Source organism: Ruegeria sp. YTSA219 (assembly GCF_059609985.1).
Genome location: NZ_JBXWMT010000004.1, coordinates 102,637 through 118,383, shown reverse-complemented (window position 1 = coordinate 118,383; position 15,747 = coordinate 102,637). Strand labels below are relative to the sequence as shown.

13 protein-coding genes are annotated in these 15,747 nt (G+C 56.0%); 3 read left to right on the top strand and 10 right to left on the bottom strand.

Going from position 1 to position 15,747, the window contains the following annotated elements:
• Nucleotide 1: 1 nt before the first annotated feature.
• From AC2FFB_RS08025 to AC2FFB_RS07985, 9 genes are all read right to left on the bottom strand, one after another.
• A complete protein-coding gene (locus AC2FFB_RS08025; protein ID WP_185956666.1) occupies nucleotides 2-1,021 on the bottom strand; it encodes a glycosyltransferase family 2 protein in 1,020 nt (339 codons plus the stop codon).
• Entirely contained in the window at nucleotides 982-1,929 is a 948-nt protein-coding gene (locus AC2FFB_RS08020; protein WP_496693743.1) for an NAD-dependent epimerase/dehydratase family protein, read from the bottom strand. Before AC2FFB_RS08020 ends, AC2FFB_RS08025 begins: the two co-directional genes overlap by 40 nt.
• A gap of 10 nt (nucleotides 1,930-1,939) precedes the next feature.
• The gene (locus AC2FFB_RS08015; protein WP_271948813.1) at nucleotides 1,940-3,184 is read right to left on the bottom strand and encodes a class I SAM-dependent methyltransferase; all 1,245 of its coding nucleotides are present in this window, start codon (nucleotides 3,182-3,184) and stop codon (nucleotides 1,940-1,942) included.
• Entirely contained in the window at nucleotides 3,184-4,386 is a 1,203-nt protein-coding gene (locus AC2FFB_RS08010) for a DegT/DnrJ/EryC1/StrS family aminotransferase (protein WP_142636227.1), read from the bottom strand. The genes AC2FFB_RS08015 and AC2FFB_RS08010 overlap by 1 nt, the downstream gene beginning before the upstream one ends.
• 24 nt (nucleotides 4,387-4,410) lie before the next feature.
• Nucleotides 4,411-5,544, bottom strand: coding sequence for a CDP-glucose 4,6-dehydratase (gene rfbG / locus AC2FFB_RS08005; protein ID WP_281995076.1), 1,134 nt, complete (start codon nucleotides 5,542-5,544; stop codon nucleotides 4,411-4,413).
• Nucleotides 5,545-5,552: 8 nt separating this feature from the next.
• On the bottom strand, nucleotides 5,553-6,362 hold the full coding sequence (gene rfbF, locus AC2FFB_RS08000) for a glucose-1-phosphate cytidylyltransferase (protein WP_142636222.1): 810 nt from the start codon (nucleotides 6,360-6,362) through the stop codon (nucleotides 5,553-5,555).
• Nucleotides 6,363-6,458: 96 nt separating this feature from the next.
• Nucleotides 6,459-8,093, bottom strand: a complete 1,635-nt coding sequence (locus AC2FFB_RS07995) for a hypothetical protein (RefSeq protein ID WP_496713812.1) — start codon at nucleotides 8,091-8,093, stop codon at nucleotides 6,459-6,461.
• A 1-nt stretch (nucleotide 8,094) separates the two neighbouring features.
• Nucleotides 8,095-8,517: a GtrA family protein gene (locus tag AC2FFB_RS07990; protein WP_142636218.1), complete on the bottom strand. Its 423-nt coding sequence runs from the start codon at nucleotides 8,515-8,517 to the stop codon at nucleotides 8,095-8,097.
• Nucleotides 8,518-8,599: 82 nt separating this feature from the next.
• Nucleotides 8,600-10,534 carry a polysaccharide biosynthesis protein gene (locus AC2FFB_RS07985; protein WP_185956665.1) on the bottom strand — a complete coding sequence of 645 codons (1,935 nt, stop codon included), beginning with the start codon at nucleotides 10,532-10,534 and terminating at the stop codon, nucleotides 8,600-8,602.
• A gap of 1,020 nt (nucleotides 10,535-11,554) precedes the next feature.
• Between AC2FFB_RS07985 and AC2FFB_RS07980 the strand changes: the two genes are divergently transcribed.
• Genes AC2FFB_RS07980 through AC2FFB_RS07970 form a run of 3 tightly spaced genes read left to right on the top strand, consistent with a single transcriptional unit; the run spans nucleotide 11,555 to nucleotide 13,763 of the window.
• Nucleotides 11,555-12,160, top strand: a complete 606-nt coding sequence (locus AC2FFB_RS07980) for a sugar transferase (protein WP_142636214.1) — start codon at nucleotides 11,555-11,557, stop codon at nucleotides 12,158-12,160.
• Nucleotides 12,157-13,071, top strand: a complete 915-nt coding sequence (locus AC2FFB_RS07975) for a methionyl-tRNA formyltransferase (protein ID WP_281995073.1) — start codon at nucleotides 12,157-12,159, stop codon at nucleotides 13,069-13,071. Before AC2FFB_RS07980 ends, AC2FFB_RS07975 begins: the two co-directional genes overlap by 4 nt.
• On the top strand, nucleotides 13,068-13,763 hold the full coding sequence (locus tag AC2FFB_RS07970) for a PIG-L deacetylase family protein (RefSeq protein ID WP_142636210.1): 696 nt from the start codon (nucleotides 13,068-13,070) through the stop codon (nucleotides 13,761-13,763). The genes AC2FFB_RS07975 and AC2FFB_RS07970 overlap by 4 nt, the downstream gene beginning before the upstream one ends.
• Nucleotides 13,764-13,794: 31 nt before the next feature.
• On the opposite strand, the gene asnB is transcribed toward AC2FFB_RS07970, so the two are convergent.
• Nucleotides 13,795-15,744: an asparagine synthase (glutamine-hydrolyzing) gene (asnB, locus tag AC2FFB_RS07965; protein ID WP_281995071.1), complete on the bottom strand. Its 1,950-nt coding sequence runs from the start codon at nucleotides 15,742-15,744 to the stop codon at nucleotides 13,795-13,797.
• Nucleotides 15,745-15,747 lie beyond the last annotated feature (3 nt).

Genomic DNA, 15,747 nt, shown 5'->3' with positions numbered 1-15,747 from the left:
TTCACTCAGCGGCGCTTTTTACACGATCAGCTTGCTGTACCAGATCCAGAGTTTCCGGACGGTTCAACTCTTGTTCGACAATGGGTCGGTTCAAGTCTTTGGACTGCAGGAAAATCCGCCCAATATATTCGCCCATTATTCCCAGGAACATCGCATTCAAGGTCATAGACAGCAGCAACAGGATGGTGGTCGTGGCAAAACCGCCCGGCCAGTTCTGGCCAAAGAACAGCTTGCCGATCACATATCCGATCATCAGCAAAAACGTCCCTGTGCCAACCGTCAGACTGATCATCGAGGCAAGGCGCAAGGGCAGAAGCGAGTGGTTGATCAACCCGTCGACAGCAAGCGACAGCATGGCCCGAAACGGAAATTTCGACTCGCCAGCGGTGCGCGCATTGCGATCATATTCAAAGCCGATCTGGCGGAAACCCATCCCACTGATTAACCCGCGAACATAAGGAGAGCGATCATCGACCCGGCGCAGCTCGTCCAGAATACGCCGGTCAGTCAGCCGAAACTCGCCCGCATTTCTCGGCAAATCATCATTGCTGATCATGTCGATCAACGCATAAAAGCCGCGCCGCGCGGCAGCGACGATGGGGCCGTCCGGCAGGCTACGGCGAATGCCGTAAACCACGTGATATCCCTGCCGCCAGGTATCCAGCATCTGCGGGATCAGCTCGGGCGGGTCCTGCATGTCGCAATCCAGTTGGATCGAACAGGCCCCGTTTGCGGATCGATAGGCCGTCAGAACTGATGACTGATATCCCATATTGCGGGCAAACCGGATAACCCGGACACGGGGATCAGCAGCAGCAATATCCGACAGGATTTCAAATGTACGATCCGTGGAATGGTTGTCAGTGAAAATGATCTCGGGCTCATAAGAGGGCAGATCGTCAAACACCTTGGTCACACGTTCATAGGCCGTGCGAACGTTATCTTCTTCGTTCAAAGCGGGGATCAGGATTGAAACCAAAGTCACGCGTTCATCTCCGCTTGTTGTGACTGTTTTGTCCATTGAACCGTCCTTTCAAGGCCTTCACGCAAAGCGATTTTTGCCGACCAGCCATAACGTTCCGCCATCTGTGAAGGATCCGAAACCAACAATATCGGGTCATCCTTCGGCGGCGCAGAGGAAACCATATCCGGAGCTGCTCCGGTCAACACCTGCAACTCTCTTGCGACCGCGGCCATATCCGGAGCATCGCCGGTGACAACATTAATGACCGACCCCGCCTTGTCCGGCGCGTCAGCAATCAGAAGCAGCGCTTCGACTATGTCGTCAATATGTATCAGATCACGCCGATCATGTGGACGATGAAGGAAAACCGGGGCTTTCCGCAACAGGCGGCCAATGGCATGGGGTATGAAGAAGTCTTCTGACTGTCCGGGACCATAGGTCAGCGCCAACCGAGCCGTAACAGCCTTGAACGGCAGCCGGGGCTGAGCCATTTCAATATAGTGCGTTCCGGCCACCAGAGAGGCGCCATAGGAATTTCGCGGGTTCTCTCGCGAAGTTTCGACATAGGGCAGCTTGATATCACCATATTCCGCAATGGATCCGGTGCGCACAAACGCATTGGGCGGCTGATCACAGATGGCCAAAGCCGACAGGATCGCAACCAGCGTCGAGAGATTTTGCAAAATACTGGCATTCAGATCTGCCAGGTCATCAGTCTCGGCAAATTTTGTCTGCGCGGCGGTGTGCAGAACTACCTGGGGTCGGAACGCATTCGCGACGCGTTTGATCGCGGCAACATCCGAATACCCATCGGTGAAAAAGCGGATTCCCGAAGCACCTTGCAAACGGTCCAGAGAGGAACCCGGCCGCGTAAGCACAGCGACCTCATCGCCCCGGGCCAAACAGGCCCGAGCCAGATGAGAGCCGATGAATCCGCTGGCTCCGGTGATCAGTACGCGCGTCATTGTTTTCCCTTCAGGGAATAACTACTGGCATTGGCAAAGGCACGATGAACTTGCCGCCAGCGGCTTCGAAATCAGCCATCTGCTCGCGGATTTCGTCAAAGAAATTCCAGGCCAAAACCAGCAGGTAATCAGGTCTGCGTTCCATGACCGCTTCGGGGGCCAATACAGGAATAAGCTTGCCCGGCGAATACAGGCCCTGTTTCAACGTGTTCCGGTCAACCAGAAAATCCAGAGTTTCCGTGCCGATATCAAAATAGTTCAGCAACGTGTTACCCTTAGCGGGCGCACCGTAGCCAGCAATCGTTTTGCCAGATGCCTTAAGCTCGGCCAGCATGGAAACAAGGCTTTCCTGCATCGCGTGAACACGCTCGGCAAATGCTTCGTATGCCTCTTTGTTGGTCATGCCCGCGGCATCTTCGTCAGCCAGCATATCAGCAACAATCGGCGCCGGGGTTTTGTTCAGCGCGGCGGGTTGCATGAACACGCGCATCGAACCGCCATGAACCGGCAGTTTTGTGACATCCACTACATCAAGCCCAACGGACTGGCCCAGTTTGACGACGGACAGAAGGCTCAGTTCAGAGACATGTTCGTGATAAACATTGTCGAACTCGTTGGTCTCGAGGATCATCTTGCCCCAAGGCACTTCGATGATGAAGACGCCGTCATCTGTCAACAGGTCCAGAACACCTTCGGTAAAGCCGTGCAGATCGTCTATATGGTTGAAGGTATTGGTCGTCGTGATGACGCTGGCCGGCCCTTCGGTTTCGCGAATCTGCTGTGCGGTGGCGCGGTTGAAAAAGTCGACATGGACCCGGACGCCCCGTTCACCTGCGATCTTGGCAAGGTTGGCCGCCGGGTCGATGCCCAATGTGCGCCCGCCCTGATCGTTGGCATGGGACAGCATCAGCCCGTCATTACAACCGATATCAATGATCAGCCCACCTTGCGCACGCTCTACCGCGACCGAGGCGAGTTCGGCGAAATGCGTGTGCATTGTTGCCGCACCGGACGGGACATAAAGATAGTCCGTAAAGAAATCAGCAGGCACCTGATCTGCAACCTGGATCAAGCCACAATCCAGACAGGCCTGAGTATTCAGCGGGAAAGCCGGTTGCGGAACATCCTTTTGCTCGGGCCGTGCGAACATATTGGCGGGCGGGTGATCGCCCATCGGCAGCACAAGCATAAGGTTGGTAGACCGGCAGGTACGGCAGGTCGTGCGAACAGACGTATTGATGCTTTGATCGTTCATCAGACCAGGGCTCCTTGGAATTTCAATGCAAATTCTTCAAATTTTGCATGCATATAATCGATTTGCGCTTGTATCAGGCCATGGTGACAAGCCAGCAGAATACCCCCGCGCATAACCGCATCGGAATTGGGATAGCCCGCTGGATCTGCTCGGTATTCTACTTGCTTCATGGCAGGCTGACGCAGAATGTTTCCGGTAAAGACGGGCCGAGTTTGGATGTCTGAAGTCTCAAGGAATATCTGCATCTCGCGCCGCGTGAATGGGGCACCTTCGCGCAATGTCAGCGGGAAGGCCAGCCACCCGGTGCGCGAGTTCGGCAGTTGTTCAGGCAGGATGAACCAGTCTTCATAGCGGGCAAAAAAGGCGCGATGAGCAGCGAAGGCCTCTTCGCGCACGCGGATGTTGTTGTCCAGTTTGCTCAGCTGCACCAACCCGAATGCCGCGCTGATTTCCGAAGGTTCAACGTTATAGCCAAGATCCTCGAACAGAAATTTGGCATCATACTCGATCCCGTCCAGTTTGACGTTGAACCGGTTCTCGATGGCCTCGGATTCCACAAACAGCGAGGACGACCGCCCCCAGGACCTCAGCAAAAGCGCCTTGCGGCCAAGCTCTTCGTCATTCACGCACAACATGCCGCCATTCCCGGCGCCATTGATGACGTGGCTGCCGTAAAAGCTGGTGGTAGAGACGTCGGAATAGACGCCCGTGCTTGTACCGTCGATGGTCGCGCCCAGCGTGTCAGCGCTGTCTTCAATCACCTTCAGGCCATGCGCATCGGCCAGCTCGCGGATACGGCGCCAATCTGGCAGGTTTCCGATAAGTGACGGAATCATGACGGCAGATGTATTTGGCGTGATCATGCGTTCGATCGCGTCTACGTCGATATTATAGGTCCCGACCGCGGCATCCACAAATGTCGGGATCAGGCCCTGACGGACAAGCGGAGCAACCGTCGTGGCAAAAGTCAGGGCCGGAGTGATAACTTCGCTGCCCTTTGGCAAGTCCAGAATCTCGACCGCGAGATAGTTCGCCGATGACCCCGAGTTCACCATGATGCCGTGGCGTTTGGAAAACAAAGCAGCCACTTTTTCCTGCATCTCGCGCACTTTGGGGCCCATCTGGGTGGACGTTTTCAGAACTTCGACAACCGCGTCGATCTCTTCCTGGCCATGCACGGTTTGACCGTAATTCACTCGCATTATTCTTTTCTCCTCAATAACCCGCTATTGCGCGGCGACCGGAGCCCGGTCGAAATCCCGTGAAGACATCAGGTCACTGTAGAACCCGATCTGATTGTTTGTGATCCCACCCATCTCCGCACCGGCGGCATGGGCCTTGTACCAGTCTACTGTCAGGCGAACGGCTTCGGGCAATGTCAGTTGCGGACGCCAACCCAATCCCGTTTGCGCCTTAGTGCTGTCCAGTCGAAGAATACCTGCCTCATGCGGCGCAGCAGAGGTCTGTTCCGCCGACGCCATCGAAAACTGCGGGGCCTCTTCGCCCCAGGCATCCTGCATCAAGGTTGCCAACTGCCGGACATCCACCGTCCCCGACACATCAGGGCCAAAATTCCAGGCGCCAGCAAAGCTTTGCCCATCCCGATACATTCGCGCGGCCAAGGCCAGATAGCCCGACAGCGGTTCAAGAACATGCTGCCAGGGGCGCACGCTGAGCGGGTTGCGGATCACCACCGGTTCGCCCGCCTCGGATGCGCGGATCACGTCGGGGATAAGCCGATCTTCGCCCCAGTCGCCCCCTCCGAACACATTCCCGGCCCGGACTGTTGCCAGTTGCGGCCCATCCGCTGATGAAAAGAAGGAATGACCATAAGATTGCGCCACAAGTTCGGTACAGCCTTTCGAGGCGCTATACGGGTCCCTGCCGCCCATCGGATCGTTTTCGCGATAACCCCAGGTCCATTCCTTGTTGTCGTAACACTTGTCACTGGTGACAACGACCACCGCCTTCAGTGAGCGCATCCCCAAAGCGGCATCCAGAACATGGGCCGTTCCAGATACATTGGTCGCAAAGGTTTCGGCAGGATCCCTGTAAGACCGGCGCACCAAGGGTTGGGCGGCCATGTGGAACACGATTTCAGCGTCCACCCCTGACAGTGTATCCAGCACCGCCTGACGATTGCGGATATCCGCAATCCGGCTGTCGGTCAGCCCGTCAACAGAACAGGCATCAAAGAATGAATGCCCCTGTTCGGGAGGCAATGACAAGCCTGTCACCTCTGCCCCCAGACGCCTCAGCCATGCACAAATCCACCCGCCCTTGAATCCGGTATGCCCGGTCACAAGAACACGGCGGCCGGCAAAAACGCCATCAAACTGAGAATTGACCTGCCCGCTCACAGTTCACCTCATATCGCCAGAGCAGGGTAGCTCTTGCCCGAACCTTCGTTGAAATTAAGCCAGGGCGGCGTTTCACCTTCGCACAGACCGTCCAGCGTATTCCTGTCGCGCAGAGTGTCCATCGGATGCCAAAACCCATCGTGGCGATAGGCCATCAGCTCTCCGTCGCGGGCCATCTGGGTCAGCGGGGTCTGTTCCAGCGGCTCATTGTCATCAACCATATAGTCCAAGACGCCCGGCTCGAAGACGAAGAAGCCGCCATTGATCCAGGTTTCGCGATTGCGGACCTTTTCGGTGAAGGCGTCAACCCTGTCGCCCTTGAGCTCGATGTTACCAAACCGCGCCGGGGGCTGAACCGCAGTTACGGTCGCCAGCTTGCCGTGTGATTTGTGGAAATCAATCAGTGCATTGATGTCGATATTTCCTACGCCGTCCGAATAGGTGCACATGAACGGCTCATCAGGAGTCAGCCAATCCTTGAGCCGACGGATACGACCACTGGTCATGGTATGCGCACCGGTGTCTACCACTGACACATTCCACCCGCCCGGAGCAGAAGGGACCAGTTGCAATTCCCCAGTGTCCAGCGATACCGATATATTGTTGGCGATCAGGTGATAATTGGCAAAGAACTGCTTCAGCAGCAATGCTTTGTACCCGGCAGCCACAACAAAATCACGATGCCCGAAATGGCTGTAGATATCCATCACGCGTGCGATGATCGGACGCCCGCCCACTTCAACCATGGGCTTGGGAATGGAAACCGTTTCTTCGGCCAGACGCGAGCCTAGTCCACCAGCCAGAAGTACCGTTTTCATTGTCTATCCTTCCTTTATTCGATCAATAGAATTGATGGTCATGTGAATGGGCCCGCCCAGGAAAAATATAGGCAGGTTGAGTCGCGCAGGCACTGGTCATTGTTCAGCCCCTGCAGCTTTCAAGTATACCACACCTTGGCCGTAGCGGTTGTTCAGACCTGATAATTCGACCGGGCGGTAGTTGTTTGCCCGCGCATAGCTCAACAATGGGGCTTCCAGAACGGAATCGTATCCAAGCAGGAAAGCCGAAGGCGGGTTATCTGCAAACAGAGCCGGTAAGTCTTCGGCGCCTGCCATCACGTATTTGCCGGCAAGTTCCGGGTCCGTGAAGGGTGCAATTCGGTAAGCGAATGGCCCCGTTGCAAATTCTGGATAAACGCTCAGGCCCGCCTCAAGCGGATAGATCGGCAGCAAAGTCGCGACCGGACCATCAGGCAGTGCACTGCCTGCCACCGCATCCCGAAGGACAGCACCGGAACCGGCAAAACGGGCCGAGGTGAACTTCGAAGGTTCTGTCAGCGAGACCAGGCCCATCCCGATACGCGGGAGTCCCAGGATGACCATCAAGACAATACCTGCCGCAAGCACAGGCACTGCCTCGTGCCGCCGTGGCGGGTCAAGCCGACGAAACAGAACCGCGAGCAGCAGAGGCAGACAGACCAGAGGCTGGATATAATATTGCGGAAAACCGGGCGTTGGAACAAAAGCCATTGAGGCAGTCAGGATAATGATCGCCAGAACAACACCACCATGCCGCAGTTGCGAGGGCTGCATTTCGTCGACACGCGCACCACCACGCAGGATAATCCAAAGCACGGACAGAATGGCCATAACCATCACCAGGCCCACTCCGGCCACCCATGCCGAATGGGCCAGCATCAACTTGCCCGACAATCTCAGGGCCAGCCCCGGTTCTGTTGCGGCGTTGGCCTCCCAATAGGCGACATGTGGTCCGGTGTGAAACCCCAAGACATGCGCCAGAAAGACGCCCGGATCAGCGAGCAGGAAGGCAAACAGGGGCAAGGCCCCGCTCAGCCCTCCGATCAGCAGCGGCAGAACCACGGCTTTCAGTCGTCGTGCCATCGAAACATCCGCAGGCAACAAGAATGCGGCAAGAGCAATCGGCGGAATAAACAGTACCGCACTGACCTTCATCCCCGCCGCAATAGACAATGCGACACCGGATAGGACCAGCGTCAAAAATCGCGGCGCGGGCTTTGACGTCTCGATCAAAAACAGGCCAAGCCCGATGACCGCAAATGGCAGTGGCAACAGATTGTTGGTTGCGGCCATACCGGCACCGGTCAGAAACAGCTCGCATGTCACAATGCCGATAATTGAAAAGACAGCGAGAACCGGTGATCCCGACAAGCGCAGCGTTACCCAGCCAGTCGCCGCGATCAATCCAAGCCAGGCCAGAAACAGGCCGATCCGAGCGGACCCCAACAGGCCGAACTCATCGAACAGAATGCCGGACCCAAGGTAATACCACGCCGAATAAGGGACGTGATTGTAGAAGAAGTCCGAATAAAGCTCCCACTCTCCGAGCAAACGCGCCGGAGGGACGAACATCAGCTCATCCCGGCGCAGATCATAGGTCATCAGGCGGCCGAACAAACCGGCAATCAGCAACACAAGCCCCAGACCAGCGGTCACGACCCCAAGCATAGCACCCATGCGCGTACTTGACGGGGTGGCGCCCTTAAAGCTTGATATTCTCGCATCGCTCATCTCAGCCCCTCCGATCCATCGCCTGACCCCGGCCAAGCGCACGCGAAATCATGAGGTAAGACAATATGACAACGGGCCCCAATGCGACCGCCTGTGCCAGATAGGGATCAAGCCCAACCTGCATCAAACCGCGCAAAAGCAGCGCATTCACAAAATACAGCACGACATAAGACATCGCATAAAGCGGGAAACGGCGGTATCCCTGCACGCCAAAGACAAACCGGGCGTGGATACAAAAATTCCAGATCACACCCAAGATAAACTGAAGCAGAAGCGCAAGCTGTGGATGCATGCCCGCAAAAATCAAAAGGGCAAACACGCTATAGCCAAACGCCGTGTTGATCAGGCCGGCCCAGAGAAACCGTACCACCTGCGCACGTTCTTCTGACGGCGCGAAAGCCGAGCGTATATTAAGCCTCGCCATCAAATGTTGGCCCTTTCGGCGGAAATATTAAACACAGAAACCAAATTCGGCAAAATAACCGACACTAGAAAACAATTCTTAATCAGCTGCCAGCGGGCAACAGTTCCGGGTTTTCTCCTTCAGACTGACTGACTGCATTTGCTGCGTTTGTGCCAGCGCTTTTGAAAATGGGCTTGGACGAGAATTCCGAGATCGGAACTGGACGCAGGCCATTTGCACCATACCCTGGCACGAGCTCTTTCAGAAGGCGTTTGGCAGCCAGTTCGTCACCTTCTGCCGCAGCCTGTTCCAGTTTCCGGATCATGGCGCGCAGGCGGGCAACAGGAATGCCCTCGGGCCGTGCGGACCCGACGCCCGGAATGCCACATTCGTGGCGCTTCTCAGACGCATCAAACAATTCCTCGAACAGCTTTTCGCCTGGACGAATTCCAATGAATTCGATGTCGATATCCTCATAAGGCTTTAGCCCGGCAAGGCGGATCATCCGTTCGGCCAAATCCACGATCTTGACCGGCCGACCCATATCCAGAACGAATATCTCTCCGTGGCTGCTTTCCATTTTCAACCCGCTTGCGGCCGCAACCAGAGTCAGTTGCACGGCCTCACGGATGGTCATGAAGTACCGTTCCATCCGGGGATCGGTCACGGTCAGCGGACCACCGTTCGAGATTTGACGTTGAAACAGCGGGATCAGTGAGCCCGACGACCCCAAAACATTGCCAAACCGCACTGAGAAGAAACGGGTTTCTTCCTCGGTTCCGTTGGTTACACGGTCCTGCGCCTGAACGTAGAACTCAGCAACGCGCTTGGTTGCACCCATCACATTGGTGGTGTTTACAGCCTTGTCCGTGGAAACCTGTACCATCGCGATGGCACCATAGTTCCGGGCCGCATCCGCGACGTTACGGGTTCCGATCACATTGGTCAAAACGCCCTCGCAGGGATTCATCTCAACCATCGGAACATGCTTCAGGGCGGCGGCATTGAACACCAGCTCGGGGCGATGACGTTCAAAGATGTCATTCACACGCGACGCATTGCGAATGCTTGCGATATACATCCGCCGGGGAACATCTGGAAAGTTCTGCGACAAATCCATGTCGATGGAATAGGCGTTGAACTCGCAATGGTCGATCATCACCAGTTCCGCCGGATCGAAAGAGGCTATCTGACGTGCCAGTTCGCTACCGATCGAACCACCGGCACCGGTCACCAATACGCGGCGCCCACGGAACATCTCGCGCAACATCGAGCGTTCGACAGCTTTTTGTGGCCGCTCGAGAATTTCTTCCGGGTTGATAATACAACCGTTGGCCGCATCCTGGCCTTCTTCCCCAAGACCCGGCACGCGTGAGACAGCGATACCGTTGGATTCACACCAGCTGGTCAGCTTGCGGATGCCGTCACTTTCAAAATGCGTGATCGGTTCGGTCAGGAACAAGCGTCTGGGCAAATGATCCCAGGCTTTAAGCCGCTCGACCACGCGATCGGCATCCAGAAGAGATCCGATAATCTGAACATCGTGGAAATACAGCCCCATGGTATTGCGCGCATCGTCAATAATGCCCACCGGCTGATACTTGGAATGCGTATTCCTCAAAGACCTGACAAACAGATCACAACTTGCACCCGTGCCAACCAAAAGCACCGGAACCTTGTCCTGATGTTCGGCCATCAACCGCGCATTCTGGCGATTCAGCTCACGGCTACGGGCAACTACACGCAGGGCACTGAGCAGAAGGATCATCAAGCCAAGCTGAATAATGAAGGCCGCGAAGGGTACAGCCTTGGTCACTTCGAAAACTGCACTGGCAGCCATGAGGCACAGGACCAACATCGTCGATCCCCGCAGGATCAGACGAATGTCTCGCAATGACGTCGAGCGTGTGTGGCGCCGGTACATGCCCGCAAGCGGGAAAACCGCAAGTCCAATTAGGCTGGACAAGAGCATCAGCGGGAACATGGCTGGCGCCATCTGTTGCGCTACCGTTCCACCATTCGCAAGATTGATTGCCACTACGGCTGAGAAAGACGAAGCGACAATGTCTCCAAAGACTAATCGATGATTGGCACGCAACTCACTAACAATCTGCGTTTGCCAGCAATGAAAACCCGAAACCATTTACCTCACCCCTTTATCTCATCACCGGCTCAATTCCGGTCGAGAATTACTCGTACATCGTTACCCAACAGGATCCTGCAGCATCAAAACATTGCCACAGCTCCCAACTGATCACACACAGACCGCTTGCAGCTGTCCTATATAAACCAAAGGCTCGCGATCAAATGATCAACCGAAAGCCTTGTACCCGTATCTTTGTTTTGCCCCCTTCACTTGAGCTTGTCTCAATCGCCCAAGTTGAACACACTCACTTCACTCGTTAATAATAATAATTCGCGCAAGTAACAAAATTGTTCCTCTGGTTCGCCGGTTAGCGCAATTTCTTCAATCTCCTTCAACGCTAACATACGTTTCCGCGCCCTCAAAAGTAATTTCTTCACACTTCATTAACGAATTGCAGCGTTTCCTGAAGTACTCTTTGACAGATATTTTGCTGAGGGTTGCAGAATTTCCTCCCTGTTTCGGCTGACTTGAGCGCCGATTGACCTAGCGTAAACAAGAGAAATGCTAATCTCACGGGGAAAATTACAGTCATTTTCTCAATCCGATGAAATCTTCGGGGGCCGCTGTCCGGGTCTCAATATTGTCCAATCGATCCACAATAAGCCCCTATCGGGGCATTGTGAACCAAGACGCAACAAAGATGACAACTCCTTTCGGCCAATCCTCTAATGAGTCGCAGGCCGGTTTTCCTGACAAAGGCTTTGTGAACTTGGCGCATGCTTGGAAAAATTTCCGCATAGTCAGGGTGCCGGTCAGCTCTGCCGCTTGAATCGAGAATCAATTTGGGATCAACTCAGCCCAGACTTCGGATCAGTGCGCCGGAACTTGGATCCGGCCAGCAGGATGATCCGGAGAGATGTTGGTTCTTGGTTTGATATTCGTAGTTTTCAGCTACAGTTCTTGGGTTTGAATATGAACAGATTTCTCGAAATACTGTGTTGCCTGATCGCGGGCACGATCGCGCTGCCCTTTTTTCTGGCGGGTTGTGTGATTGTGCTGTTTTCGGTCGGGCGACCTTTGTTTTTTGGCCAACGGCGGGCAGGCTGCAACGGGCGCGTCTTTCGCATCTGGAAGCTGAGAACAATGTCCGACACACGCGATCAAAGCGGGGCTTTGCTGCCAGATTCGGAACGTCAGACAAAAACCACCAAGCTTCTGCGCCGCGTGAGGCTGGATGAGATGCCCCAGCTTGTGATCATCTTGCGCGGAGATATGGCCCTTGTTGGCCCCCGTCCCCTGCTTCCCGAAACCATCGAAGAGTTTGGAGACAATGGGCGGGTGCGCTGCACGGTTCGGCCCGGCCTGACAGGGTGGGCTCAGGTCAGCGGCAATACCGCGCTTTCAAATGACGAGAAGCTAAAGCTGGATCTATGGTATGTCGCGCACCGGTCACTGTCGCTTGATCTGAAGATATTGTTCGAAACCATTATGGTAGCCTTGGCCGGAGAGCATAAACGCCCTGACCGAATTCAGGCCGCAGACAACTGGCTGGACAGCCGAAAGGAGACACCTGCATGAAGACGGTATTTGTGGGGGCGGTCGAAGGATCGCATGTCGCCTTATCCGCCATATGTGCCCGAGGGTTTGTACCGGATTTGGTGGTGACACTACCGCCGGACTTGTCCCACCGGCACTCTGATTTTGCAGATCTCAAACCCACTGCAGATCGGTATGATATTCCTGTCCACTATACCGCCAAAAGTGACTCGGCCGGAACAATCAAAACCATTCAAGCCGTAAAACCTGATCTGATACTGGTCATCGGGTGGTCTCAGATTTGCGGGCCGGAATTTCGGGCCCAGGCAAAGATCGGATGCGTCGGGTTTCACCCATCCGCCCTGCCCCGTCTGCGCGGGCGCGGTGTGATCCCCTGGACTGTCATATTGGGCGAAACCGATGTAGGCGCGTCATTGTTCTGGCTGGGTGAAGGGGCCGATGACGGCCCGATTGCGGCGCAAGCTCGATATGCGGTCGATCCCAACACGGTAACAGCACGCGAGCTGTATGACCGGGCGCTTCAGGCCCTGACGCAGCTGCTGCCTCAGCTTCTGACGCAAATCTCTGAAGGCGATATCCCGGCGGCTCCGCAGCCAGAAACCGGGATCAGCCTTTGTGCGCGGCGGCGGCCCGAGGACGGGCTGATCGACTGGACCAGACCCGCGGCAGAGATTAACCGGTTGATACGCGCAGCCGGACCGCCCTATCCCGGCGCTTTCACCTACACTGCCTCCGGTGAGAAGCTGGTCCTGCTGGGTGTACAGAACACCGCCCTGCAGGGCTACTATATCGGCCTGCCTGGTCAGATACAGGCCATCGAAGGAAACCGGTTTACGGTCGCCTGTGGGGATGGGAAATGTCTGGACATCATAAACTGGACCGGCGCCGATGCGCCGCCCGAACTGCACTCAAAGCTCAGGAATTCCGAATGACAGCGCTGACACCTTTTGACGGACAGGACGGACCGGTACTTGTGGTTGCTCCGCACCCGGATGATGAAGTCCTTGGGGCTGGCGGCACCATCGCACGACTGGCAGATGCAGGTCGCGCAGTCCATATTGCGATTGTCACAACGGGTCGGTCGCCCCGGTTCAGCACGGAACAGATCGCCAATGTACAGGCCGAAGCCAGGGCCGCACATGAGCATCTTGGTGTGACGCATACGCATTGGTTGGATTTCCCTGCCGCTGAACTGGCTGAGCACCCCCATGGTGACCTGAACGCAGGTCTGGGAACACTGATCCGCGATCTCGACCCAAGTGTCATCCTGGCGCCGCATCCCGGCGACATCCATCTGGACCACCAGTTGAGTTTCCTTTCGACTTTGGTAGCAAGCCGACCTTATCAGGACAAATACCCGACGACGATCGCGGCCTATGAGACGCTGTCCGAGACAAATTGGAACGCGCCATATCTGACGCCGCCATTCGTACCGAACATGTTTGTGGACATTTCGGATACATTGGAGCGTAAACTGGAAGCATTCCAGTTATTTGCAAGCCAGGTCAAACAGCCGCCGCACGAGCGTTCGGTTCAGAGCTTGAAAGCGTTGGCAACTTTGCGTGGCGCGACGGTTCACCGGGCCGCGGCTGAGGGCTTTGTCTTGGTCAGGTCAGTTATCTGACTGACCTGGTCGCAAAATCGCCAAGCTGTGATCAGCGCATCCACGCTTCGGACCATAGTTGGAACATAAAGACCGTCCACAGCTGAGCACCCCAGTTGCGTTTGCCTGATTGGTGCTCGGCCCAGCATTTTTCCAGCGCTGCCTTGTCCACGAAACCCTCAAGCCCGTTCCCATCCAGAAGAATGCTGGAAACACGGGACTTTAGGGGCCCGCGCAACCAAGCGTTGAGTGGGATACCGAACCCGCGCTTTGGCCGGTCGTACAGCGATTGCGGAACCCGCTTTTTCAAAAGCTCCTGCAACGCCACCTTGCCAACCTTCCCGTCGCACCGAAGCGATGCCGAAGAGCGCCAGGCGGCGGTGACAACGCGGTAGTCCAACAACGGCGCGCGCATCTCAAGGCCCACCGACATCGAAGTGCGGTCGGCCTTCACCAGAATATCATCCGGCAAATAATAGAGCGAATCCAACAACATCATGCTGTCCAACTGGCTCAACCCTGCGGGCAAATCATGCGTTCCGATCTCATTGCCCAGCGGGATGCCGGACTTTCCAAGCATACCGGAGGACCAGATCGAAAACTGGGCCTGATAGCGGCACTGGAACTCTCGTCCCTGCAGAACCGGCGCAAGCTTGGCCAGACGGTCGGCGCTCAGATCATCGCGCATGCTGCGCGGGGCAAATGGCCTTAGGACTGGCAACAGAGCGGCAAGAACCGATTGCGGCGCCTGCGACAGGGCTTGAATTGCCAGGTCGGGCATCTTGCCCTTCAGGCGCTCAAAGGCCTGCATCCGAACATATCGGGCATAGCCACCAAACGACTCGTCACCGCCGTCGCCGGACATGACGACCTTAAGCTGCTGGCGCGCCAGTTGCGAAACCAGCAGGGTTGGTAGTTGCGACGGGTCGGCGAAAGGTTCGTCAAACACCTGCGGCAAGCCTTCGATGGCTTGAAACGCCATTTCCGGCGTCGCCGTCACCTCGTGGTAATCCGTCCCAAGATACTCGGCGATGGCTTTTGCATGGTCGGCTTCGTTGGTGTCTTCGTCCTCAAAGCGTACGGTAAAGCTGGGAACCTTCCTGCTGGATTGCTCTTGCATCATTGCAGTTATCAGCGACGAGTCGACGCCTCCGGACAGAAATGTCCCAACCGGCACATCCGCAACCATCCGTTCGCCCACCGCGCGCAGCAGTTCGGATTCGATTTCAGCTATGGCCGTTTCATCGTCAGGATAGGGGTTTGCGCGCGCCTCGGTGACTACGGCCTCGATATCCCAAAACCGCTCGATCCCTTGCAGAAGCGCATCCAACGAGGCCGGTGGGGTGTCAAGTTTGATCTCGACCATAGAGCCCGCAGGTAGTTTCAGGACATTTGGGTAAATCGTGCGCGGCGCAGGAATATATCCCAACCGAAGAAACGATCCCAAGGCTGCGCGGTCCACCTCTGCCGGTCCAAATTCCGGATGCGCGCGCAGTGACTTCAATTCGGACCCAAACAGAACGGTTTTCCCGGCCAGGCCCAGATAGAGAGGTTTTTTGCCAATCCGGTCGCGCGCCAATGTCACGCTCTGGGTTTTCCGGTCAAACACGGCAATGGCAAACATCCCGTGGACGCGGTCCAGTGTCTTGCGGATACCCCAAAGCTGCATCGCCGCCAGCAAAACTTCGGTATCGGACGTGCCCCTGAAGCTTATGCCCAGATCCTGCAATTCCTGACGCAGTTCCAGATAGCCATAGATCTCACCATTGAACACAATGGTGAACCGACCGTCTGCGGAATCCATCGGCTGGACCCCGGTTTCCGACAGATCAATAATGGCCAGACGCAGATGCCCCAGGGCCACACCCTGATCCGGGTCCACAAACAACCCGGTTCCATCCGGGCCACGGTGTTCAATCGATTGACACATCCTGCCAAGGACGGATGAGGCCTGAGACCGATCAACGGTGCCAAAGTTGATAAATCCGGTAATGCCACACATCGC

Coding starts and splice junctions, on each gene's coding strand:
- AC2FFB_RS07975 (WP_281995073.1), top strand. CDS start 12,157: ATGAAGACGGTATTTGTGGGGGCGGTCGAAGGATCGCATGTCGCCTTA.
- AC2FFB_RS07980 (WP_142636214.1), top strand. CDS start 11,555: ATGAACAGATTTCTCGAAATACTGTGTTGCCTGATCGCGGGCACGATC.
- AC2FFB_RS07970 (WP_142636210.1), top strand. CDS start 13,068: ATGACAGCGCTGACACCTTTTGACGGACAGGACGGACCGGTACTTGTG.
- rfbF (WP_142636222.1), bottom strand. CDS start 6,362: ATGAAAACGGTACTTCTGGCTGGTGGACTAGGCTCGCGTCTGGCCGAA.
- AC2FFB_RS08025 (WP_185956666.1), bottom strand. CDS start 1,021: ATGGACAAAACAGTCACAACAAGCGGAGATGAACGCGTGACTTTGGTT.
- AC2FFB_RS07990 (WP_142636218.1), bottom strand. CDS start 8,517: ATGGCGAGGCTTAATATACGCTCGGCTTTCGCGCCGTCAGAAGAACGT.
- AC2FFB_RS08020 (WP_496693743.1), bottom strand. CDS start 1,929: ATGACGCGCGTACTGATCACCGGAGCCAGCGGATTCATCGGCTCTCAT.
- AC2FFB_RS08010 (WP_142636227.1), bottom strand. CDS start 4,386: ATGCGAGTGAATTACGGTCAAACCGTGCATGGCCAGGAAGAGATCGAC.
- AC2FFB_RS08015 (WP_271948813.1), bottom strand. CDS start 3,184: ATGAACGATCAAAGCATCAATACGTCTGTTCGCACGACCTGCCGTACC.
- asnB (WP_281995071.1), bottom strand. CDS start 15,744: ATGTGTGGCATTACCGGATTTATCAACTTTGGCACCGTTGATCGGTCT.
- AC2FFB_RS07995 (WP_496713812.1), bottom strand. CDS start 8,093: ATGAGCGATGCGAGAATATCAAGCTTTAAGGGCGCCACCCCGTCAAGT.